General features: G+C 60.9%; 21 protein-coding genes. 12 read left to right on the top strand and 9 right to left on the bottom strand.

What is annotated here, in order from left to right; genetic code table 11:
* Positions 1 to 30 precede the first annotated feature (30 nt).
* Positions 31 to 366 carry a DUF3592 domain-containing protein gene (locus tag J4G38_RS29230; protein ID WP_210520717.1) on the bottom strand — a complete coding sequence of 112 codons (336 nt, stop codon included), beginning with the start codon at positions 364 to 366 and terminating at the stop codon, positions 31 to 33.
* 303 nt (positions 367 to 669) lie between these two features.
* On the opposite strand from J4G38_RS29230, the gene purH reads away from it, so the two are divergent.
* The 7 genes from purH (at position 670) to J4G38_RS20055 (ending at position 8940) form a co-directional block, all read left to right on the top strand.
* On the top strand, positions 670 to 2205 hold the full coding sequence (gene purH / locus J4G38_RS20085; RefSeq protein WP_210520718.1) for a bifunctional phosphoribosylaminoimidazolecarboxamide formyltransferase/IMP cyclohydrolase: 1536 nt from the start codon (positions 670 to 672) through the stop codon (positions 2203 to 2205).
* A gap of 281 nt (positions 2206 to 2486) precedes the next feature.
* Entirely contained in the window at positions 2487 to 3512 is a 1026-nt protein-coding gene (locus tag J4G38_RS20080; RefSeq protein ID WP_046244199.1) for a rod shape-determining protein, read from the top strand.
* A 139-nt stretch (positions 3513 to 3651) separates the two neighbouring features.
* Positions 3652 to 4590 carry a rod shape-determining protein MreC gene (mreC, locus tag J4G38_RS20075; protein ID WP_210520719.1) on the top strand — a complete coding sequence of 313 codons (939 nt, stop codon included), beginning with the start codon at positions 3652 to 3654 and terminating at the stop codon, positions 4588 to 4590.
* 29 nt (positions 4591 to 4619) lie between these two features.
* Positions 4620 to 5114, top strand: coding sequence for a hypothetical protein (locus J4G38_RS20070; protein ID WP_226163592.1), 495 nt, complete (start codon positions 4620 to 4622; stop codon positions 5112 to 5114).
* 42 nt (positions 5115 to 5156) lie between these two features.
* Positions 5157 to 6998, top strand: a complete 1842-nt coding sequence (mrdA, locus tag J4G38_RS20065; RefSeq protein ID WP_210520721.1) for a penicillin-binding protein 2 — start codon at positions 5157 to 5159, stop codon at positions 6996 to 6998.
* Positions 6999 to 7056: 58 nt separating this feature from the next.
* A complete protein-coding gene (locus J4G38_RS20060) occupies positions 7057 to 7773 on the top strand; it encodes a 3-ketoacyl-ACP reductase (RefSeq protein ID WP_210520722.1) in 717 nt (238 codons plus the stop codon).
* 195 nt (positions 7774 to 7968) lie between these two features.
* Positions 7969 to 8940 (top strand): SdiA-regulated/phytase-like domain-containing protein, encoded by a 972-nt coding sequence (locus J4G38_RS20055; RefSeq protein WP_210520724.1) that lies wholly within the window; start codon positions 7969 to 7971, stop codon positions 8938 to 8940.
* Between the two features lie 126 nt (positions 8941 to 9066).
* Here J4G38_RS20055 and J4G38_RS20050 read toward each other — a convergent pair whose 3' ends face one another.
* The 5 genes from J4G38_RS20050 to J4G38_RS20030 form a co-directional block, all read right to left on the bottom strand.
* Entirely contained in the window at positions 9067 to 9726 is a 660-nt protein-coding gene (locus J4G38_RS20050) for a M15 family metallopeptidase (RefSeq protein WP_210520726.1), read from the bottom strand.
* Positions 9727 to 9748: 22 nt separating this feature from the next.
* Positions 9749 to 10594, bottom strand: a complete 846-nt coding sequence (locus J4G38_RS20045) for a hypothetical protein (protein WP_210520728.1) — start codon at positions 10592 to 10594, stop codon at positions 9749 to 9751.
* 129 nt (positions 10595 to 10723) lie between these two features.
* Positions 10724 to 12124 carry an NADH-quinone oxidoreductase subunit N gene (locus J4G38_RS20040; protein WP_210520730.1) on the bottom strand — a complete coding sequence of 467 codons (1401 nt, stop codon included), beginning with the start codon at positions 12122 to 12124 and terminating at the stop codon, positions 10724 to 10726.
* 134 nt (positions 12125 to 12258) lie between these two features.
* On the bottom strand, positions 12259 to 13725 hold the full coding sequence (locus tag J4G38_RS20035; RefSeq protein WP_210520732.1) for a complex I subunit 4 family protein: 1467 nt from the start codon (positions 13723 to 13725) through the stop codon (positions 12259 to 12261).
* Between the two features lie 102 nt (positions 13726 to 13827).
* On the bottom strand, positions 13828 to 15117 hold the full coding sequence (locus J4G38_RS20030) for a serine hydrolase (RefSeq protein ID WP_210520734.1): 1290 nt from the start codon (positions 15115 to 15117) through the stop codon (positions 13828 to 13830).
* A gap of 156 nt (positions 15118 to 15273) precedes the next feature.
* Between J4G38_RS20030 and J4G38_RS20025 the strand changes: the two genes are divergently transcribed.
* Together J4G38_RS20025 and J4G38_RS20020 are read left to right on the top strand one after the other, a co-directional pair.
* Complete coding sequence (locus J4G38_RS20025) at positions 15274 to 15666, top strand: VOC family protein (protein ID WP_210520736.1); 393 nt, start codon at positions 15274 to 15276, stop codon at positions 15664 to 15666.
* A gap of 21 nt (positions 15667 to 15687) precedes the next feature.
* Positions 15688 to 16569, top strand: a complete 882-nt coding sequence (locus tag J4G38_RS20020) for a glutamate--tRNA ligase family protein (protein WP_210520738.1) — start codon at positions 15688 to 15690, stop codon at positions 16567 to 16569.
* 436 nt (positions 16570 to 17005) lie between these two features.
* Here J4G38_RS20020 and nfi read toward each other — a convergent pair whose 3' ends face one another.
* Positions 17006 to 17695, bottom strand: a complete 690-nt coding sequence (gene nfi / locus J4G38_RS20015; RefSeq protein WP_210520740.1) for a deoxyribonuclease V — start codon at positions 17693 to 17695, stop codon at positions 17006 to 17008.
* 79 nt (positions 17696 to 17774) lie between these two features.
* Between nfi and J4G38_RS20010 the strand changes: the two genes are divergently transcribed.
* The 3 genes from J4G38_RS20010 to J4G38_RS20000 are packed head-to-tail and all read left to right on the top strand — an operon-like array spanning position 17775 to position 20176.
* A complete protein-coding gene (locus J4G38_RS20010) occupies positions 17775 to 18356 on the top strand; it encodes a DUF1990 family protein (RefSeq protein ID WP_210520742.1) in 582 nt (193 codons plus the stop codon).
* Between the two features lie 19 nt (positions 18357 to 18375).
* Positions 18376 to 19071, top strand: a complete 696-nt coding sequence (locus J4G38_RS20005; RefSeq protein WP_210520744.1) for a DUF1990 domain-containing protein — start codon at positions 18376 to 18378, stop codon at positions 19069 to 19071.
* Between the two features lie 52 nt (positions 19072 to 19123).
* Positions 19124 to 20176 (top strand): NAD(P)-dependent alcohol dehydrogenase, encoded by a 1053-nt coding sequence (locus tag J4G38_RS20000; RefSeq protein ID WP_210520746.1) that lies wholly within the window; start codon positions 19124 to 19126, stop codon positions 20174 to 20176.
* Positions 20177 to 20250: 74 nt separating this feature from the next.
* Here J4G38_RS20000 and J4G38_RS19995 read toward each other — a convergent pair whose 3' ends face one another.
* Positions 20251 to 20772 carry a hypothetical protein gene (locus tag J4G38_RS19995; protein WP_210520748.1) on the bottom strand — a complete coding sequence of 174 codons (522 nt, stop codon included), beginning with the start codon at positions 20770 to 20772 and terminating at the stop codon, positions 20251 to 20253.
* A gap of 34 nt (positions 20773 to 20806) precedes the next feature.
* Complete coding sequence (locus J4G38_RS19990) at positions 20807 to 21604, bottom strand: 3'-5' exonuclease (protein ID WP_210520750.1); 798 nt, start codon at positions 21602 to 21604, stop codon at positions 20807 to 20809.
* Positions 21605 to 21740: the final 136 nt, after the last annotated feature.

Genomic DNA, 21740 nt, shown 5'->3' with positions numbered 1-21740 from the left:
CTAGGTGTGAGGCTATACTCCCAAGTGCAGTCAGGTGTTCAGCTTCGGCGGTATCGAGCTATTTGATGCTGTGATAATAGAGCACTCCGAAAACCCCGGCCGCCAGTAAACCCAGGATGAGCAGGGCTGAAACGTCGTATCCCGCGATAGCGAAAACCGGGGGTTTCTAGCGGAGTAGAGAATGTCAACCTGCTGTCCGATGCGGAAATACGAGCCGGCTTCGGCTGTTCCGTAGAAGCTTTCGGCCACTATTTGGGTACCCTGTTTCGTAGTGAAAGCCACCACCGGCTTAAAAGTGTCGCCGCCTTCACCGGAAGCGTCCCGCACCACTTCGACAATGGTTCCGGCAGTGCGGATGCCGCGCACGTGCAGCGTAGAACACCCGAGATGCCACCCGAGCAAAGACGGCCAGAAAAATGCCAGCTACTACGTATTCCATGAGGCGCAATTTAGAGCAGTTCCTGGTTGGCGCAGATTTCGGAAAGCCGCAGTTATCTGGCATTGGCACGCGACGAAAGGCAGTTTTTGGGACGCCCAGAGTCTGGGGTTGATACCCGCCGGAGTGCTGATAACATTTCGGTAACATAGCTTTTGGGATGCCGCCAGGGAGCAGTCGTACCTTTGCGGCGGCAATAGTGCTCTGCTTTTTCCTGCAAAAAACAAACTTTTATGTCGTCTCGCCCCATTCGCGCCGCCCTGCTTTCCGTGTACCACAAAGACCGGCTGGCGCCCCTGGTGCAGGTGCTGCGGCAGCACGGCGTGACCCTGTACTCCACCGGCGGCACCCAGAAATTTCTGGAAGACGAAGGCGCGGAAGTAACCGCCGTGGAAGACCTGACCGGCTTCCCGGAAGTATTCGGCGGCCGCGTGAAGACGCTGCATCCCAAGGTGTTCGGCGGCATTCTGCACCGACGCCACGACGAGGGCGACCTCGCCCAGGCCGAGCAGCACGGCATTCCCCCCATCGACCTGGTGGTGGTTGATTTATATCCCTTCGAAGAGACTGTGGCCAGCGGGGCCGAAGAGCAGGATGTCATCGAAAAAATTGACATCGGCGGCATTTCGCTGCTGCGCGCCGCCGCCAAAAACTTCCGCGACGTGCTGGTAATCAGCAGCCGCGACCAGTACGCCGCCGTAACCGAGCTGCTCACCGCCAAAAACGGCGCCACTGATTTGGAGGACCGTCGCCACTACGCCGCCGCCGCCTTCGCCACCACCTCGCACTACGACACCGAGATTTTCAAATATGTGAGCCAGGACACCGCTGTGGCCGGTTCTGTCCTGCGCCTGAGCGCCCAGCCCGCCACGCCGTTGCGCTATGGCGAGAACCCCCACCAAGCCGGCACTTTCTACGGCGACCTCACCGCGCTGTTCGACCAGCTCCATGGCAAGCAGCTGAGCTACAACAACCTGGTGGACGTGGACGCCGCCGTGGCCCTCATGGCCGAGTTCACCGACGGCGAGCCCGCCTGTGCCATCCTCAAGCACACCAATGCCTGCGGAGTAGCCCAGGCCGCCACCCTGCGCGAGGCCTACGTGAACGCGCTGAGCTGTGACCCGACTTCCGCGTTTGGCGGCGTCATCATCGTAAACAAGGAGGTAGACGCGGCCACCGCCGCTGAGCTAAACCAGCTCTTCTTTGAAGTGCTCATCGCGCCCGGCTTTGCTGCCGATGCCCTGCCGGTGCTCCAAAGCAAAAAGAACCGGATTCTGCTGCTGCAAAAGCCGGTGGAGTTTCCGAAGAAGCAAGTCAAAACCCTGCTCAACGGCATCATCGAGCAGGATGCCGACCGCCAGACCGAAACCGCCGCTGATTTCCGCACCGTGACCCAATCGGCCCCTACGGAGGAGGAAACGGCGGCCCTGGTGTTCGCCGGCAAAATCTGTAAGCACACCAAAAGCAATACCATCGTGCTGGCCCGTGCCGGCCAGCTGCTGGCCTCCGGCGTCGGCCAAACCTCGCGCGTCGACGCCCTGCGCCAGGCCATTGAGAAGGCCCGCACCTTCGGCTTCGACCTGCACGGCGCCGTGATGGCCTCCGATGCCTTTTTCCCCTTTCCCGACTGCGTGGAAATTGCCGGTGCGGCCGGCATCCGCGCCGTGGTGCAGCCCGGCGGGTCTATTAAGGACGCCGACAGCATCCGCGCCTGCGACGAGCTGGGCATGGCCATGGTGCTCACGGGCGTGCGCCACTTCAAGCACTAAAGGGGCAGTTCTGAACGAATAGCAACCAGCACGTCATGCTGCGTTTGCCGAAGCATCGCTACCGCAGAAGTAATTGATTTACTCTTCGCGGTAGCAATGCTTCGGCAAACGCAGCATGACGTGCTGCTTTGTTACGTATCCGGTTTTTGCCGCGTGCTACTTGCTCCTGCCGCCGCAATCGGCCCGGATATTATATCCGTCCTCCGCCCAAACCTTCCGTACCTTTGCCCATTATTTTGCCCGGCCCTAAACCCGGGCTCCGCCTTATTGCAGCTAACTCAATGGGTTTCTTTAATTTCCTGACCAGCGACATCGCCATCGACCTGGGTACGGCCAATACGCTCATCATTCACAACGACAAAATCGTGGTGGACGAGCCGAGCATCATCGCCAAAGACCGAACCACGAATAAAGTCATCGCCGTGGGCCGCCAGGCCCAGCAGATGCACGAGAAAACGCACGACAACATCCGCACCATCCGCCCGCTGAAGGATGGGGTAATTGCCGATTTCCACGCCGCCGAGGAAATGATTAAGGGCATGATTAAGATGATTGACACGCGGACGCGGCTGTTCCAGCCCTCGCACCGCATGGTCATCTGCATCCCATCGGGCATTACCGAAGTGGAGAAACGTGCCGTGCGTGACTCCGCCGAGCACGCCGGGGCCAAGGAAGTCTGGATGATTCAGGAGCCCATGGCCGCCGCCATCGGCATCGGCATCGACGTGGAGCAGCCCGTGGGCTCGATGATTATCGACATCGGAGGCGGCACCACGGAGATTGCGGTAATCGCGCTGTCGGGTATTGTGTGCGACCAGTCCATCAAAACGGCCGGTGACGTGTTCAACCAGGACATCCTCGACTACATGCGCCGCCAGCACAACCTGCTCATCGGTGAGCGCTCGGCCGAGCGCATCAAAATTGAAGTCGGTGCCGCCCTCACCGAGCTCGACGTGCCGCCGCCCGACCACGAAGTGCGCGGCCGCGACCTGATGACGGGCATTCCGAAAGTTATTAAAGTAACGTTCTCGGAAATTGCCATTGCCCTCGATAAATCGGTGGCCAAAATTGAAGAAGCTGTATTAAAAGCCCTCGAAATATCGCCGCCCGAATTGTCGGCCGATATTTATGAAAACGGCATTCACCTCACCGGCGGCGGCGCCCTGTTGCGCGGCCTCGACAAGCGCCTGGCCGCTAAAACCAAGCTGCCCATTCACATTGCCGAAGACCCGCTGCGTGCCGTGGTGCGTGGTACGGGCAAGGCAATCAAGGACATTCAGGCGTTTAAAGGCGTGTTGCTGACGTAATTTCAGGCGTGAAATAGAAGAACGGTCATGTCGAGCGCAGCCGAGACATCTCGCGTGCAATGGTAATTAATTCCAGCTCCACGCGAGATGTCTCGGCTGCGCTCGACATGACGTTCTATGTGTAATTAAACTAACCCCCGTGCGGAATTTATTTCTATTTCTATTTCGCTTTCGCGGGGCGCTGGTATTTGGCTTGTTGGAAGTGATTAGCCTGTATTTATTTATTACCAATAATTCCTATCAGCGGGCGGCGTTTTTTAATTCGGCCAACGGGTATGCGGGCACCGTGCTAGCCCGCCGCACGCAGATAACGGACTACTTCCGCCTGGCCGAAACAAACCAGCAGCTGGCCGCCGAAAACGCCGCCCTGCGCCAGCAATTATACCCGACCGATACGACCCGCCGCGAAGCCGACTCGGTGGCGCTGCCCCCGGCCCGTACCGACTCCTTGCGGCGCATCCGCTACCAGCGCCCCGCTTCCCGGCCCGATACGTTGCTGCTGGGCCAGCAGCACCTGCCGGCCCGCGACCCGAGTTATCCACTTATTCCGGCCCGAGTTATCAACAATAACCTGTATAATGTGGATAACTTCCTCACGTTGAACGTGGGCAGTGCCAATGGCGTGCGGGCGGGCCTGGGAGTGGTGGCGGCCGGCGGGGTAGTGGGCCGCGTGAAAGTGGTGAGCGAGCACTACGCCACCGTCACCAGCCTGCTGCACTCGCAAACCCGCATTGCTTCCAAAATCAAGCGCGATGGCACCTTTGGTACCGTTCGGTGGCTGGGCGACGACCCCTCCCACGCCCTGCTCGACAACGTGCTGCGCGAAACCAAGCTGGTGCAGGGCGACACGGTGGTGACGTCGAGCTACAACTCGGTATTTCCCGAAGGTATTTTTATCGGCACGATTGAGTCTTTTGTGAAGGAGCCGGACAAGAACTTCTGGACGGTGCGGGTGAAGCTGGGCGTCAATTTCACCAACCTGACCTATGTGTACGTGGTGACCAACCGCAACAAGGCCGAGCGCGACACACTGGAAGCGCACACGGGCATGCTGCCGAAAGGAGGGAAGCGCCCATGAGTGGCTTGCGATTTGCTTTTGTGCAGGCATTGCGCTTTGCTCTGTACGCCGGCTTGCACGTTTTGATAATCAGCCGATTGGTGCTGTTTGATTTGGGCTGGTGCTTCTTCTACCTGGGCTTCTTGCTGTTTCTGCCGCTGGCCACGCCCATTGTGGTGCAGCTGCTGCTGGCCTTCGGGATGGGGCTGACGATGGATATTTTTTACGACACCGGCGGGCTGCACGCGGCGGCGGCGGTGTTTCTGGGCTTTCTGCGGCCGTGGGTGCTGCGCTTGCTCACCCCGCGCGATGGCTACGACAGCGGCGACTCCGTGAACGTGCACCAGATGGGCTGGCAGTGGTTTGGCGTGTACCTCACGCTGCTGGTGTTGCTGCACCACGCGGCTTTTTTCCTGCTGGAACTGGGCAGTTTCCACCATTTCGGCATGACCATGGGGAAAATGGTGGTCAGCGCACTCTTTACCGGTCTCGCGCTGTTGATTGTGCAGCTGCTGTTTTTCCCGGTTCGCAGAGGGCGGAATTAATGGTTGACGGTCAAGCTGCCCGTCTTATTTCTGAATTAGAAAATGCAATACCTCGAAGGCCGCAAATACGTTGTGCAAGGCATTTTTTTGCTGGTGGCCCTCATCTTCCTTACCCGCTTGTTCTTCATGCAGGTGCTGGATGGCACCTACAAGCTGGCGGCGGATAAAAACACGCTGCAACGCCTCGTGCAGATTCCGTATCGGGGCCTGATTTACGACCGCAAGAACCAGCTGCTGGTGCAGAATACGCCGGTGTACGACCTGCTGGTGGTGCCCCGCGAGGTGAAACAGCTCGATTCGGCCCGCTTTTGCGAGCTGCTCCAGATTCCGCTGGAGGACCTGCGGGCCAGCCTGCTGGCGGCCAAAAAGTATTCGCGCATCAAGCCGTCGCCCATTGTTCAGAACCTGACCACGCCGGATTTGGCGGCCATTCTGGACAAGCTAGGGGACTTTTCGGGTTTCCGCATTCAGGCCCGTATGGCGCGGGCTTACCGCACCGAAAACCTGGCCCACGCCTTGGGTTACGTGGGTGCCATTACGCCGGCTTTCCTCGAAAAACCGAAGTACGCCAAGTACCAGCCCGGCGAAAACGTGGGTATTTCGGGCCTGGAGGCCTATTACGAGAGCACGCTGATGGGCCGGCGCGGCGTGCAGTACAAAATGGTGAACGTGCGCGGCATTGAGAAAGGCAAGTTCCGGGGCGGCGAGTTCGATACGCTGTCGGTGGCCGGGCAGGACCTGCACCTGAGCATCGACGCCGAGTTGCAGGCCTACGGCGAGAAACTGCTGGCCGGCCGGCGCGGCTCCATCGTGGCCATCGACCCCAGGACGGGCGAGATTCTGGCCTTCGTCTCGGCCCCGCACTACGACCCGAACCTGCTCACGGGCAAGGGCTCGGGCAACCGCTACATGGCCCTGCTCAACAACCCCGACCGCCCGCTGTTCGACCGCCCGCTGATGGCTACCTATCCGCCCGGCTCGGTGTTTAAGCTGGTGAACGAGCTGGTGGCGCTGCAGCTCCACGTCGTCACGCCCGGCACTGGGTTTGAATGCAACCAGAAGCTGGTGCACTGCACTCACCGCCACGAATACCCAGCCAACGTGAGCCTGGCCATCAAAAACAGCTGCAACCCGTATTTCTACCAGGTGCTGCGCGCTGCGGTGGTGCGCGGGCAGTCGCCCAATAAGTTTGAGGACGCCCGTCTGGGCCTGGGCCAGTGGCAGAAAATGGTGAAGTCCTTCGGCCTCGGCGAGAAGTTGGGCGTGGATATGTCGCAGGAGAAACGCGGCCTCATTCCCTCGCCTGATTTCTACGACAAGCTGCGTGGCTACCATCACTGGAACTTCAAAACCGTGTATTCACTCAGCATCGGGCAGGGCGAAATCGGCATTACCGGGCTGCAAATGGCCAACGTGCTGGCCACCATTGCCAACCGCGGTTGGTACTATACGCCGCATTTCGTGCGTGGCATTGGCGCTGGCGGCCCACTGCCCCAATACCGCGAGCGGCACTACACGGCCGTGGATACCACGCTGTTCAAGTACATCATCCCCGGCATGGAGATGGTGGTGGACGGCAACGGCGGCACCGGCAATTTGGCTTCGCTCTCGCAATACGGCATCACGATGGCCGGTAAAACCGGCACCGTGCAAAACCCTCACGGCTACGACCACGCCACTTTCGCCGCCTTTGCCCCGGTGAATGACCCCAAAATCGCCATCGCCGTGTTCATCGAAAACAGCGGTTTCGGCGGTACCAGCGCCGCCCCCGCCGCCGGCCTCATGATTGAGAAGTACCTGCGCGGCAAAGTAGCGCCCAGCCGCAAGCGCTGGGAAGATTGGGTGACGTACGGCGACTTCACCAAGCATTTGCACTCGATGTAACCTCTCCCAACCTTTCGCCCCCACCCCCGGTTCTACCGCCTCACAACCTCTTAAGCACATGGAATCCCTCCAAGGAAAAGTCGCCCTCGTCACGGGCGCGGGCAAAGGCATCGGCCGCGCCGTGGCCCTGGCTCTGGCCGCCGAAGGCGTGCACGTTGGCTTGTTGGCCCGCACCGAAAGTGACCTGCTCGAAGTAGCCGCCGAAATCTTCGCCGCCGGTGGTACCGTCCTCACCGCCGTAGCCGACGTGGCCGACCGCACCGCCGTGAACCTGGCCGTGGCCAAAATCCACCAGGAACTCGGCCCGATTGATATCCTCATCAACAACGCCGGCATCGGCACTTTCGCCAAGTTTCTGGAGATGGAGCCCGAGCAGTGGGAGCACATCATCCAGGTGAACGTGATGGGCACCTACTACGTGACCCGCGCCGTGCTGCCCGTGATGATTGCGCGCCAGACCGGCGACATCATCAACATTTCCTCCACCTCCGGCCTGCGCGCCGCCGCCGGCAGCAGCGCCTACAGCGCCTCCAAATTTGCCGTTATGGGCCTCACCGAAGCCCTGATGCAGGAAGTGCGTAAGCACAACATCCGCGTGTCGGTGCTCACGCCCAGCACCGTGGCCACGCCCCTGGCCATGAACAACGGCCTCACCGACGGCAACCCCGACAAGGTGATGCAGCCCGAGGATTTGGCCGAGTTCATGGTGTCGCAGCTGAAACTGAACCGCCGCATTTTTATTAAAGAAGCGGGCATGTGGTCCACCAATCCGTAATGACCGGATGGCGCGGGAGCGTACCCCGAGCCATCTGAAAATGCCTGAAACGTCATGCTGCGCGTTGTCGCAGCATGACGTTTTGCTTTAGGTTTATCGGCGCGCCGAAAATGCTATCGAGCGGTGTAATGATTTGGTTATGTAGGGGTAATGTTGGAAAAGCGAGCTTTGCATAACCTTACCCAATCCCCCATAATGAAGCATTCTTTACTCCTCGCTGCCTGCGCCGGTGCGGCACTTTCGCTTACCCACTGCACCACCGACCGCGAGGCCGCCCCGCAACCCGCTCCCATTAGCCACGCGGCCAATGCCACAGCCGCCGGCACCCTTATTGGCCCGCTGGCCGAGAAGAAGTTCTACAAGTTGTTCAGCGGTTACGACAGTTCCGATGACTTTGAGGGCAGCGGCGTGTACACCAGCGGTGGGCGCTACTACGTGGTGTTCGACAACCGCTACAAAATCGGCTCAATTGCCAGCAGCCTGCCCGAAAACAGCTCGCAGAATACGCTCACCGGCAGCGGCTCGGGCTCGTCCAACTTCGAGGCCATCACCTACGATGCCAACAACACCCCGCACTACTACGTGACGGAGGAAACCGTGTCGCACAACGGGGCCTACTACCCCCGCGTGCGCCAGTACGATGCCAGCCTGGGCTACCAAAGCAGCCTCTGGACCGACGTGGCTTTCAGCAGCGCCAACAGCAACAAAGGCTTCGAGGGCGCGGCCTACGTGCGGCGCGGCTCCGACGATTACCTGCTGGGCCTCGTCGAAGGCACCGGCCAGATTAAAGTCCTAAAGAAAACCAATAGCGGCTGGGTCACACAGGCCACCCTGGCCGTGCCCGTGGCCTTCCCCGACTACAGCGACATCGACATCTGGGGCAGCCGCGTGGCCATCACCACTCAGGAGGGCAGCCAGTTGTGGGTGGGCACCCTGAGCAGCACCACCTGGAGCTTCACCGATGCCGGCCGCGTCTACGATTTCCCGCGGGGCAGCAGCACCGGCACGGTGGGCGCCGGTACCAACGTGCTCTACGGCAACATCGAAGGCGTGAGCTGGATTGACGCCAGCACCCTGGTCTGCGTCAGCGACAAAGCCGACAGCTCGCAGCCCAGCTACCAGCAGTACAAGGAACAAAGCATCCACGTCTTCCAGCTGCCGCAATAGACGTTCCGTTAGTTTTTTGTTGGCGCGCGGTGGAACCGCATGCCCCGACAAGGTGCAGATGGCGCGGGGCTTTCGCGGACACCAAAGCGCCCCCGTAACCTGAGTTGCGGGGGCGCTTTGGGTTGGTCAAAGTTTATTGAAAGGAATATTCTGAATGGGATAAGACTGCCAGTTCTGATAGTCAAAATGCCACCATTCGGCCGGGAGCACCGTGAAGCCGTGATGTTCCATCTTGCTACGGAGTAAATCCCGCAATTCCCGTTGCTGCGGCGTGCCCCCGGCGTAGGCCGCGTAGGAGTGCGGGCTCATCTCATCATACTCGCCCGGCATGGCCACCTCTTTCCCGGCGGCAACATCCCAAAGGCTCAGGTCCACGGCGCAACCCCGGTTGTGGCGCGAGCCTTTCCTGGGGTCGGCCACAAACTCCTTTTTCTGCGGTGGCGTAACGTCCCAAAACAGCTTGGTGACGCTCCACGGCCGGTATCCATCAAATACCAGCAGCCGATAGCCCAGCGGCGCCAGTTCCGCATTCACCGCCACCAGCGCTTCGGCCGCAGGCCGCTGCAGAAAGGCCCGCGCTTCAGAATACACTGCCCGCCCGGCAAAATTATTGCTGGTCGCGTAGCGAATATCCAGGCGAATGGTGGGGTCGAGCCGTTGCAATTCCACCAGCTCCGAAGTTGTGAATGTTCCGGTTTCGTGCGGCGGCCGGGCAGCACAGCTGCTGAAGAGGCTGAGGACGCCCAGCAGCCATAGTTGTCGAAAAATGGCGTGACTGGTTTCCATTTAAGCTTGTTTCTCCGTTGATTCATGGTTGCCGCAAGCGGCTATTCTTGGGCAGTTTGCTGAATAAAACGCCAGGACTTCCAGCGTAATGAAATCCTTGAAAGACGCCGTAGTCTGCCCGCGCTTTACGTTCCGTAAGGGCCGAATCAAGCACTAGACCTACAGGGCGGATTTCATAATACAGTGCAGGATTGTACGCAATCCGATGGTGCCCTTGTTCATCGGCCCATACTTCGCCGGAATCCTCGATTCCATTGTATTCCAGCTTACCATCCTGGTCCCAGTCCTTAGCAGGACCATTGAATGCCGGCAGCGTATCAATTTTTGCTACCTGGCCATTGAGAATGTAGAAACGTCGGGCTAATTCAAGGGATGGACGGTTGTTGAAAGCAACGAGTAGTTCACCATTGCCCTCACCAGTTGATACCCAGATTGGATAAAGCTTCTTGGTGCTCGGCATCGCATAGTAATCGTACATCAAGCCGTCATTAGCAGTGTCGCGGTAGACAACCTTGTTATTGCGCTTGATGGTAAAAGTCAGTTTCAAGTCGCTCGGCTCACGAATAATAGCCGTATCCGCCGGGCGGATAGACTTGACAATAACGACCAGGCCCGGCGCTACCGTCTTGCGTTCCTCAAACGGGATATGCAGTGCGGGCACATCGCCTGAAGGGGATTCCTGCGCCACTTCAGTTACCGTATCAGCAGTAGTGACGGGAGCAGCGGCAATGGTATCGGTCAGCAGCTTCGATGCAGCTGCCGAAGCTGGTGTTTCAGTAGTTACCGGAGCTTTCTTGCTTTCGCAGCCAACTGCTAACGACCAGATGAGCAGGATTCCTGTCAGAGCGCGAAGGGGTAGACGAAGCATCAGAAGCAGCCGGTTTGTTGTCGAAATCAGGTCTGAAGGTAGGTGCTTCCAGGACTTTAGAACAACCCCAAACAAATTAAAAAAGGCGACCCGAATAGGTCGCCTTTTTTATTCAATCGAAATTCGATTCTACAAAATGCCGCTCATAAAGCCCGGTACGATGCCCAGCGCAATGGTGAGCAAGGCCAGCACCACGAGCGTCACCGTCTGAATCCCATCCACCGGAACGGGCGTGGCATCCTCCGGCGCGGGCTGCATGTACATGGCGATAATTGGCCGCAGGTAGTAGTACAGGCCCACCATGCTCATGATGAGGGCGAACACGACGAGGCCGATGTAGCCCTGGCCCACGGCCGCCGCCAGCAAAAAGAACTTCCCAAAGAAGCCGCCCGTGAGCGGAATGCCGGCCAGCGAGAGCATGGACGCCGTCATCACGAAGGCCAGCAGCGGGTTGGTTTTGCCCAGGCCGTTGAGGCCGGCGTAGCCGTCGTGCCGGCGGTGGTCGCTCACCAGTTTCAGCACGCCGAACGAGGCCACCGTGGCAATGGAATAGGCCAGCGAGTAGAAGAAAATGCCGCTGGCAGCATCACCAGTCAGCACGCCCTTGCTGGCCACGAGGCCGATGAGCAGGTAGCCGGCGTGGCTCACGCTGGAGTAGGCCAGCATGCGCTTGGTATTAGTTTGGGCGGCCGCGCCCACGTTGCCGAGCAGCAGCGTGAGGGCGCACATGGCCTGAATGGTGGGCATCCAGAAACCCTGAGCGGCGGGCAGGGCCACGGCCAGCAGCTTGAGGAAGGCGGCGAAACCAGCCGTTTTCACCACGGTGCTCATGAAGGCGGTGAAGAAGGTGGGCGCGCCCTCGTACACGTCGGGCGTCCAGAAGTGGAACGGCGCGGCCGAGACCTTGAAGCCGATACCGATAATCATCATCAGAATGCCGATGTAGAGCATTGGTTGCAGGCTGGCATTGGCCGGATTAGCTACGGCCGTGGCGAGCTGCGAGAGGACAAACGTGCCCGTGGCGCCATACAGCAGCGCCACGCCGAAGAGCAGAATGCCGGTGGCAAAGGCGCCCATGAGGAAGTATTTCAGCGCGGCTTCATTCGAGCGCGAGTCGCGCTTGTTGCTGCCGGCCAGCACGTACATGCTGATGCTCAGGATTTCGATGCCCACGAAAAGCATCAGCAGGTGGTCGTAGCCAATCATCATGATGGCCCCAACCAGCGAGAAGAGGAGCAGGGCGTAGTATTCGGCCAGGTTCGGCTCGCCCGCTACCACGTAGCTGCGCGAGAAGGGCAGCAGCAGGATGGTCGTCAATAGCACGATGCCGGTGAAGGCCACCGTGTAGTTGTCCACCACCAGCATGTTGTTGAAGTAGGGGGCGTGCACGACGTTCCAGTCGGCATAATTGGCCCCGAACACGGCCAGCAGCAGCAGCATGGCGCCGGGCAGCAGCACCTTATTCGAGCGCAAAAAGCCCAGGAACAGGTTGAGAATGCCGAAGACGGAGAGGAGAATGATGGAGGTCATGTTGGCTTCAAATAAGAACGTCCGACTGACGGCGAACGTCATGCAGAGCGCAGCGAAGCATCTCGCTCGGGGTAGTAATTTAATCGTTCAACGATACGAGCGAGATGCTTCGCTGCGCTCTGCATGACGTTCTTTTACCGCCCGACCAGCGCCAGGATATTCGTCACGGCCGGCTCCGAGATGTGCAGGAACGTGTTCGGAAACAAACCAATCCAGAACACCAGCACGATGAGCGGCACCATAATCAGCAGCTCGCCGCCGGTGAGGTCGGTGATGGTTTCGGAGAAGGACGAATCGGGGCCGAGCATCACGCGCTGGAACATGCGCAGCAGGTATACGGCCGAGAAAATGATGGTGAGGCCCGCAATGGCACCCACCCAGGCGTTGTACTGGTACATCCCGGCCAGCAGCAGGAACTCGCCCACAAACCCGCCGGTGAGGGGCAGGGCCACGGTGCTGAGCAGCATTATCAGGAAGCACACCGAGAGAATGGGCGTGCGGCGGGTGAGACCGCCGAGGTCGGGGATGTGGCGGGTGCCGGTGCGGCGCTCAATGGCATCGGCCACGAAGAACATGCCGACGATGTTCACGCCGTGGGCCAGCATCTGAATCACCGCGCCCTGCAGGCCGATTTGGGTGAGCGAGAACACGCCGGCCGCCATCAGCCCCACGTGGGAGAGGGACGAGTAGGCCATGAGCCGCTTCACATCGCGCTGGCGAATGGCGATGATGGCCCCGTAGATAATGCCGATGACGGAGAGGATGATAACCGGCTTCTGCCACTGGCTCACGCCGAGCGGCACCACCGGCAGCAGCCAGCGCATGGTGCCGTAGATGCCCATTTTCAGCATGATGCCCGAGAGCAGCATGGTGGCGGGCGCGGGCGCTTCGGTATACGTATCGGGCTGCCAGGTGTGGAAGGGGAAGATGGGCATCTTCACGGCGAAGGCCGCGAAAATCAGCCAGAACAGCCACGACTGCTCCGAGGCGCTGAGCTTGAGGCTGTAGAAAGCCGACAGCTCCGACGAGTGCTGGGCCAGCGAGCCGGCGGCGGGGCCGGTTTGCAGGTACAGGTACACGAAGCCGGCCAGCATCAGCAGCGAGCCGACGACGGTATAAAGGAAAAACTTGAGGGTGATGGCGATGCGGCGCTCGCCGCCCCAGGCCCCGGCCAGCAGGTAAATCGGAATGAGGGCCACTTCCCAGAAGAAGTAGAACAGGAAGGCATCGAGCGAGAGAAACACGCCCAGCAGGCCCGTCTGCATGAACAGCACGAGGGCGTAGAAGGTCGACGGGTTGTCGTAGTCGCGCTTGAAGGCCGACAGCAATATCAGCGGAACCAGGAACGTGGTGAGTAATACCATCAACAGGCTCAGCCCATCGAGCCCGATGTGGAAGGTGATGCCGGCCGACGGAATCCAGCTATAATTGAGGTTATAGGCGGCTGAGCCGTGGCGGGTGAAGTCGAAAGCGGCGTAGGCCGCGACGACGAATTCAAGGAGCGAGGCCCCGAAAGCAAGGGCGCGGGCGGCGGCTCCCTTTACGAATAGCAGCAGCAGCGCGGCGGCCAAAGGGAGGAAAAGCAGGACAGCAGTCAGCATCGGCAATAGCAGGAGGGCAGCAGCGGGGCCGGGAAACCGGCCCGCAAATTGACCGCAAACTTACGCACTGACCAGCAAGGCACCGCCCTTTTTGTGGAACTTCTACTGGCGCGCCACCTTCCGGCTCATCAGGATGCGCCCGCTGCCATCCAGCCATTGCGCGGTATAAAGGCCGGGGGCGAGCATGGCGACCGAAACGGACGTTTCTGCTCCGGTCGTTGATTGGTGCACTATTTCGCGGCCCAGGGCGTCGAGCAGCCGCACGGCAGCGGCGGTTTTGGCCGGCTGGCGCAGGGTCAGGGTTTCGGTGGCGGGGTTGGGGAAGGCCAGGAAGCCGGCGGCCTCGGCCGCAGCCGCAGTGGCGGTGGGGCGGCAGAACACGGCCATGATTTTGGTCCAGAGTTCGTTGTCAAACGACGAGGCGGCCAGGCGGCTGGCCCCGGCGGTATTGCCCTGGCGCACCACCACCAGTCCCAGGCTGGGCACCACGTACACCTTCTGGTCGTTTTTGCCAAGGGCGGCAATCATGTCGGCCGGGGCCGAGGGGATAACCGCGCCGGGGAAATTGAACTGTGAGCCGGGCAGGCGGTAGCTGCTCTGGCCGTTGAGCCACCAGAGGTAGCCGTAGCTGCGGTTGATGGTTTGGCTGGGCGTGGTCATGCGGCGGAAGTAGGCCGTATCGGTCAGGATTTGGGTGCCGTTCCAGGAGCCCCGCGCCAGGATGAACAGGCCGAAGCGGGCCATGCTGCGGGCCTTGCTGTAGAATACATCGTTGGCCCACAGGCCCGTCATGCCGATGCGGGTGCCCAGGCGCTGGCTGGTGTAGGTGGTTATATTGGCCGCGCCGCTGGCCTGCACCAGCACGTCCTGCAGGGTGCGGTAGGCGCCGGTGTGGTAAGCCCAGCGCGTGGCGGGCGGGGCGAGGTAGAGCAGGCAGCCGGGCGTGGTGCTCTCGTTGTCGCAGGGCGCGGGCGGCGAGTCGTCGAGCCCGGTGGTCATCGTGAGTTGGTGACGGATGAGAATCTGGCGCTGCTGCGGGCGGGTGGCGCTGGTCCAGCGGCCGAGATAGCGCGAGGTGCTGTCGTTGAGGCTCAAAATGCCATCCTGCTGCGCCAGGCCCACCAGCGTGGCCGTGAGCGACTTGCCCGCCGAGGCCCAGTACCAGGCCGAATCGGCGGTGTAGGTGCCGTAGTAATGCTCCACCACCATGCGGCCGTCCTTCAGGATAAGCAGCGACTTGCTGCTTTTGCGGCCCGCAAAGGCCAGGAGTGAATCGAGCTGCGGCTGGCACCAGCCCAGGGTGGCGGGCGTGGTGGTGGCCCAGGTAGTGCCCGTGGCGGGCGGAAAGTAGAGGGCTGAGGGTTGGGCTTTTGCGACGCGAACGGGCAGCATTAGAAATAAAAATCCTAGAAAAAGTAAAGTATTTCTCATCATTATAAAATTTTTCACGGCGGTCTGTTGTATTATTAGGAAGACCTGGTGCTAAGGCTCTGGTTTAATTAGCTCTCGGAAGGTGCGGGTTAATCGGCGCCTTTTTCCCAAATTGCCATGATTACCCCCACGCTCCGCGTTGCTCGGCCCACCGACAACCTGACGGCTCTGCTTCGGTTTTATTGTGATGGCCTGGGCCTGCATCACTTGATGTCTTTCACTGACCACGACGGGTTTTCGGGCGTGATGGTGGGCCTGCTGCAAGCGCCCTACCATCTCGAATTCACGCACCAGCCCGGCCACACTGTGGGCCGGGCCCCAACGCCGGATAACCTGCTCGTTTTCTACCTGCCCGACCACGAAATCTGGCACGCCGCCGTCGAGCGCATGATAGCAGCCGGTTACTCGCCCGTGACATCGTACAACCCTTACTGGAACCTGCAAGGGTGTACTTTTGAAGACCCCGATGGCTACCGCGTGGTGCTTCAATACGCCGATTGGAGCCTGTAGCCGGGCTTGTTATTGCTGAAAATGCCGGAAAAGCTGCCCGTTGTTTCGCGCCTCGCGCCCACGCCCAGCGGTTTTCTGCACCTCGGCAATGCCGTGAATTTTGTGCTGACCTGGCTGCTTACGCGGCGGACGGGCGGCACCTTGCACCTGCGCATCGACGACCTGGACCGCGCCCGCCTGCGCCCGGCGTACCTCGATAATATTTTCCGCGTCATCGACTGGCTGGGCATCGATTACGACCACGGCCCCACCGGCCCCGATGATTTTCTGCGCCACCACTCGCAGCTGCTGCACCTGCCCGACTACAACGCCGTGCTGCGGCGGCTGGCCCAACGGCCCGGCCTCGTGCGGGCCAGCACGCGCTCGCGCACCAACGGAACGGAAGCAGCCGTTTCCCTCGAAACGCCCGGCGCGGCGTGGCGGGCGCATGTTGCGCCAGGCACCGAAATCAGCTTGCCTGATGCCTGGCAGGGCCAAATTACTGTGCCGCTCGGCTCACTAATGCCGGACTTCGTGATTCGCAAAAAAGACGGCGTAGCGGCTTATCAGGTAGCTTCGGTGGTGGATGACCTGCGCCTTGGCACCAATATGATTGTGCGCGGACTGGATTTGAAGCCCAGTACCGCCGCGCAGCTTTGGCTGGCCAGCCAGCTGTCGGAAACGGCCGTATTTAACGCTTTGCGGGTTCAGTTTTATCATCACCCGCTGCTGACCAACGCAGCCGGCCAGAAGCTCTCCAAGTCGCAGCAGCTGCCGTTGGACTCCGGGATTTTGACGCAGGCACAAGGGAAGCAAGCCGTATTTGCGGCCGTGGCCCAATTGCTGGGCTGCCATGCAACGCCAGTGGCGGAATCGTTGGCGACCCTGCAACAGGCCGTGCACCACTTTCCCGCACCGCGATGATGCGTAGGAAAAATGCCTGTTCTTTCACGAGGCGGGATCGTGCGCTGCCTTCCCGCGTGCGGGTTTCAGCAGATAGATACCCATGGCCAGGCCAGGCCTGGCGGCCGTTGAGGTCAGTGAGCAGCAGCTCGGCCCGCCCTTTCAGCTGGTGGAGGATGACGTGTGCCGCCTCGGTAGCGGGCACCAGGCTGGCCTCCATGCTGAAGGCACTGGGCCCCGGCTGGCCCACGCGTGTAGCCACCAGTATGCTGGTACCGAAGACTTTGAATGCCATTCCGATGTTGACAGCAGCGGGATTAGTGCCGCCACCTGCGCCCCCTCCAGCGCCATCACCTGGAAAAGGGCAGGCCGTGCCGGTCGGCCCTTTTTGGTTCGCGAGTCGCACCAGACAAGCTCGTTATGGCAGTTTTGATTCGGTAGTTTTTTGATTCGGTAGTTAGCGCACTTCTTTCTTAAATTGTTCGGCCCAATGGTCAGCTAACCTTGTGGGTTCCGGCAGTTTGTAGCCGCGCAGGCAGGCCAGCGTGAGGCGCGTGGCGGTGGCCTGGTCGCAGCGGTGGCCGGGGCTCACGAACAGCGGCAGCACCTTGTCTTTGCTGCGGATGACTTCGCCAATCAACTCGCCGGTTTTGGCATCGGTGAGGGGCGTTACGCTGCCGCGCTCCATCCCGGGCTCCGTGAAAACGCCCGTCAGCTTCTGTTTGGCCACGCCGAAAGTGGGCATGTCGAGGAGCACGCCAAGGTGCGCGGCGATGCCCATGCGGCGCGGGTGCGCAATGCCGTGGCCGTCCACCATAATCACATCGGGCTGGTTTTGGAGCTTGGCGAAGGCGTGGATGACGTTCGGCGCTTCGCGAAAGGAGAGGAAACCGGGCACGTAGGGCATGTCGACGGGGCCATAGTTATAGACTTTCTCAACCAGTTCCAGCGATGGAAATTTCAGCACCACAAACACCGATAGAATGGCGTCGGGCGTGGGAAAGGACGAGTCGCAGCCCGCGATGAGGCGCGGCTCCCGGGGCAGCGGCCCGAGGCGCACGCGCTGGCGCATTTCGTGCTGCTGCTGGGTGAGGGTTCGGACGAGGGCGGGGTCGGGTGGGGGGCCGGGCGGGCGGTAGTAAGCCATTGGAGAGGCAAGTGAATGAACGGAATACAGCATCTTACGGGGCCGCCCGGCGTATACGTTGCCACTGACTAACACTACCATGGCAAACGACCAGCATTCCGAACAGCCAGTCACTCAAGGTTCCGGGCCGTGGCTGGAGCGGCGCTACTTCATTGATGTGGCCCGTCCCCGTTGCACTCCCGCCCAGCTAATGAGCGAGGTACAAACCAAGCTGCCGAGCTTCTCGCCCGAGCTGCTGGCCGACTTCAAGCGCAAAGACGGGCAGGAAGGGCCACTGAAAATCGGCGACGAATTCCAGATTAAAATACTGGGCCCGTGGGACGGCAGCGTGCGCGTGACCGACGTGGGCGCGACTTTTTTTGAATTTATCACCCTCGAAGGCCACCCCGAGGCGGGCCGCATCCGCTTCGAAACGCACTACCTGGATGGCCGGCCCGACGCGCTGCGGTTTGAAATCCGTTCCTCGGCCCGCTCGCGCGACGGGCTGGTGGCCTTAGCCTACGACACCCTCGGCGGCGGCAAGCTGATGCAGGAAGCCACCTGGACGGAGTTTTGCCGGCGCGTAGCCGCGGCCAGCGGGGGCCAGGCCCTGGCCGATGTAGTAGTTGAAACCGACCGGCACGACCGTGCCGGCCACACCCAGCAGAGCCGCTGTGAATAAGCCCGCCGCCTTGCCAGATATGCCTCCGCCGAGCACGACCCCGCCGCTGTGGGAGCAGTACCGCGCCCGCCTCGATTCCTACACCAACGCCAAAGTCAACTACGACTTCTCGCGCCAGAAGGAGTACACCGGCGCCACCGGCTGGCGCCTCGACGATTACGAAACCGACCTGCCTGCCGAAGCCCCCGGCGCGCCCGAAACCGATGGCTCTTTTGCCGCGGCCCAGGACGTGCTGCGCCGCTACGCCTTCCCGCCGCCCGACCTCATTACTGGCATCTTCAACCCGGAAGGTCCCCTTGAAAACCGCATTATGGTGCTGCGGGCGCACTTTTTGGTGTTCAACTTCTACTTCGGCGTGCGGGTGAGCGAGGTGACCGATGAGGCCGCCCGCGCCACCCCCGGCGGCCCCGAGCGCGTGTGGGGCTACGGCTACCGCACCCTGGAAGGCCATTTTGAGCGCGGTCAGATTGACTTCACCATTCACAAAAACCTGACTTCCGGGGCAGTGCAGTTTCGCATTCACGCCGTGTCGCAGCCCGGCCAGATTCGGAATCCATTCTATTGGGTGGGCTTTAAGCTCTTTGGGCGGGCACTGCAACGGAAATTCGCCCGCGAATCGCTGCGGCGCATGCGGGAGCTGGTGGCCGCCAAGCCAGCTGGCGCACCATTGCCGCTAGCCGTGACGGTTCCGGCTAGTTGGGACAGTTCAGCATGACCTTCTGGTTTTTTCCACCAATCAACTCCATTCAACCCCAATCACCTCAAGAATGCTCCCTGCCAAAGCCTACGCGGCTCCCGCCGCCAATGTCCCCTTAGCTCCTTTTGATTTCGAGCGCCGCGAAGTCGGCCCGCACGATGTTCTCATTGATATTCAGTTCTGTGGCGTGTGCCACTCCGACCTGCACCAAATCCGCGACGAGTGGGGTGCGGGCATTTTTCCCATGGTGCCCGGCCACGAAATCGTGGGCCGCATCACCAAAGTGGGCGACCATGTGAAGAACTTCAAAGTGGGCGACATCGCCGGCGTGGGCTGCATGGTGGACTCCTGCCGCACCTGCCCCAGCTGCCTCGACGGCCTGGAACAGTATTGCGAAACCACCGGCATAGTGGGCACCTACGGCGGCACCGAAAAAGAAACCGGCCGGCCCACCTACGGCGGCTACTCCAATCAGATTGTGGTTGATGAGAAATACACCCTTAAGGTATCCGAGAAGCTGGATTTGGCCCGCGTGGCGCCGCTGCTCTGCGCCGGCATCACCACCTACTCGCCGTTGCGCCAGTGGAAAGTGGGTCCCGGCCACCGCGTGGGCGTGATGGGCCTCGGCGGCCTGGGCCACATGGCCGTGAAGCTGGCCGCCGCCATGGGCGCCGAAGTAACGGTTCTCAGCACCTCGCCCAACAAGGAGGCCGATGCCAAGGAGCTGGGCGCCCACAAGTTTGTGGTAACCAGAGACAAGGAGCAGCTGAAGTCGGTGCGCAACTACTTCGACTTCATTATCAACACCGTCTCGGCCCCGCTCGACCTGGCTGCCTATCTGAACCTGCTGCGCCGCGACGGCACCATGATTCTGCTGGGCGTGCCGCCCGAAGCCCCGCAGGTCCACGCCTTCAACCTGATTGCCAGGCGCCGCCGCATCGCCGGCTCGCTCATCGGCGGCATTGCCGAAACGCAGGAAATGCTGGACTTCTGTGCCGAGCACAACATCGTGTCCGACATCGAAATCATCGACATCAAGGACATCAACGAATCCTACGAGCGCATGCTGAAAGGCGACGTGAAGTACCGCTTCGTGATTGACCTGGCCACGCTGAACAACTAATCGGCCCGCCAATGACCGGTTGGCGGGTCATAAAAAAAGGCCCTGGCAGATTGCCAGGGCCTTTTTTGGGCTGCTTATTTGGTCAGCTCGGGCGGATTGTTCAGCCCATCGCGCAGCTGGCCGTTGATGGTGGCCTCGCGGCGCGAGAGGTGGGGCGCGGCGCAGCGGCCGCTGCCGGCCGCTTGCTCCAGCACCACGTTGGTGATGTCGTAGGTGCGGCCGGCGGCCGGCACCACCAGGCGGAAGCTGCGGGCATACACGTTCTGGCTTATGAATTCGCTCAAACCGAACTGCGGCGCGTACCCTGGCCCGTAAAAAACGGAGAACATCGGCTTGCCGGAATTCACCGTTGCGGCGGTTGGTTGCCGCAGAGTGTCGAGCAGGGGCTGAAAATCGGCGGCCCGGTACCGCACCAGGTACGCCGTGCGCATCTCGGCCCGTCGGAAGCCCACGCCCCCGGGAGCCAGGGTGTCGGTGCTGAAAGCCAGCGTGAGCTGGGGCGGAGGCGGGTCACTGGGAGGGCAGGAGCAGCCGGCCACCGCTAATAGCCCCGTTGCCAGCAGGGTAGCCGCTGGAACGGAAAGCGAAATGCGCATGATGGAATTTGGAAAGGTGATGAATACAAGGGGTTTATACTACGCGTCGCATGGGTACGGGCGCCTCGTCGGCATACACTACGTGCTCGTCCTTGAAAGGCTCTTCGCCCCGGAATTTCTGCAGGATGCGGGCCGTGGTGATGATGTCCTTCTGGCAGTATTTGGCGATGCGGGCCAGGTCGTTTTCTTCCCAATACACCCGCGCCACATCGGCCCCGGTGATGTCGTCCTTGGGCGTGGGGATGCCGAAGATGGCGGCCAGCAGGTTAAGCGAGGTGTAGGATTTCCGGTCGCCGAATTTCCACAGCTCCATGGTGTCGTGGTGGGGCACCTCCCAGGGTTTTTTGCCGGCCAGGTCGAGCTGCGGCGGCAGCTTTAAGCCGTTGACCAGGAGGCGGCGGCCGAGGTAGGGAAAGTCGAATTCTTTGCCGTTGTGGGCACAGAGCGTGAAATGCGGCTTGTGCGCCAGCAGGCCGGCAAAGTCGCGCAATAGCTGCTTTTCGTCGTGGTCGGCGAAGCTTTTCACCCGGAAGCGCGTCAATTCTTCTTGCTTGTCAATCACGAAATAGCCTACCGATACGCACACCACCTTGCCGAACTCGGCGTAGATGCCGGCCTGCTCAAACAGGTTGGCGGCGGTGAGGTGGTCGGGCAGGGGCTCGGGAGCCTGGGGGCGGCCGGTGTAGCCCTGCTGGCGGCGCAGGCTCTCGCTTTTGTGTTCCCAGAGGTGGCGCAGCATCTCGTCGAGGCTGTCGTGGCAGTCCACGCAGGGCACCGTTTCAATGTCGATAACGAAAAGCTGGTCGAGTGGGGTGCGGTGAAGGTGCTGCATGGCAGAAAGGGGCGAAAACGGTTCGGGTAACCGAAGATACAGCGGCAGGACACAGTTGGGCAACCCGGCGCAGTGGGCACCGTTTTCAGCCCAGCCCGGCGGGCCGGATTACTGGCCAGGACTTTTCTTTGCTGAG

The organism is Hymenobacter terricola, assembly GCF_017921975.2.
Classification (GTDB): Bacteria; Bacteroidota; Bacteroidia; order Cytophagales; family Hymenobacteraceae; genus Hymenobacter; species Hymenobacter terricola.
The sequence above is the reverse complement of the archived record's forward strand: the minus strand, read 5'-3'. Positions and strand labels throughout refer to the sequence as shown.

Coding starts and splice junctions, on each gene's coding strand:
- purH (WP_210520718.1), top strand. CDS start 670: ATGTCGTCTCGCCCCATTCGCGCCGCCCTGCTTTCCGTGTACCACAAA.
- J4G38_RS20080 (WP_046244199.1), top strand. CDS start 2,487: ATGGGTTTCTTTAATTTCCTGACCAGCGACATCGCCATCGACCTGGGT.
- mrdA (WP_210520721.1), top strand. CDS start 5,157: ATGCAATACCTCGAAGGCCGCAAATACGTTGTGCAAGGCATTTTTTTG.
- J4G38_RS20060 (WP_210520722.1), top strand. CDS start 7,057: ATGGAATCCCTCCAAGGAAAAGTCGCCCTCGTCACGGGCGCGGGCAAA.
- J4G38_RS20055 (WP_210520724.1), top strand. CDS start 7,969: ATGAAGCATTCTTTACTCCTCGCTGCCTGCGCCGGTGCGGCACTTTCG.
- J4G38_RS20050 (WP_210520726.1), bottom strand. CDS start 9,726: ATGGAAACCAGTCACGCCATTTTTCGACAACTATGGCTGCTGGGCGTC.
- J4G38_RS20045 (WP_210520728.1), bottom strand. CDS start 10,594: ATGCTTCGTCTACCCCTTCGCGCTCTGACAGGAATCCTGCTCATCTGG.
- J4G38_RS20040 (WP_210520730.1), bottom strand. CDS start 12,124: ATGACCTCCATCATTCTCCTCTCCGTCTTCGGCATTCTCAACCTGTTC.
- J4G38_RS20035 (WP_210520732.1), bottom strand. CDS start 13,725: ATGCTGACTGCTGTCCTGCTTTTCCTCCCTTTGGCCGCCGCGCTGCTG.
- J4G38_RS20030 (WP_210520734.1), bottom strand. CDS start 15,117: ATGCTGCCCGTTCGCGTCGCAAAAGCCCAACCCTCAGCCCTCTACTTT.
- J4G38_RS20025 (WP_210520736.1), top strand. CDS start 15,274: ATGATTACCCCCACGCTCCGCGTTGCTCGGCCCACCGACAACCTGACG.
- J4G38_RS20020 (WP_210520738.1), top strand. CDS start 15,688: ATGCCGGAAAAGCTGCCCGTTGTTTCGCGCCTCGCGCCCACGCCCAGC.
- nfi (WP_210520740.1), bottom strand. CDS start 17,695: ATGGCTTACTACCGCCCGCCCGGCCCCCCACCCGACCCCGCCCTCGTC.
- J4G38_RS20010 (WP_210520742.1), top strand. CDS start 17,775: ATGGCAAACGACCAGCATTCCGAACAGCCAGTCACTCAAGGTTCCGGG.
- J4G38_RS20005 (WP_210520744.1), top strand. CDS start 18,376: ATGCCTCCGCCGAGCACGACCCCGCCGCTGTGGGAGCAGTACCGCGCC.
- J4G38_RS20000 (WP_210520746.1), top strand. CDS start 19,124: ATGCTCCCTGCCAAAGCCTACGCGGCTCCCGCCGCCAATGTCCCCTTA.
- J4G38_RS19995 (WP_210520748.1), bottom strand. CDS start 20,772: ATGCGCATTTCGCTTTCCGTTCCAGCGGCTACCCTGCTGGCAACGGGG.
- J4G38_RS19990 (WP_210520750.1), bottom strand. CDS start 21,604: ATGCAGCACCTTCACCGCACCCCACTCGACCAGCTTTTCGTTATCGAC.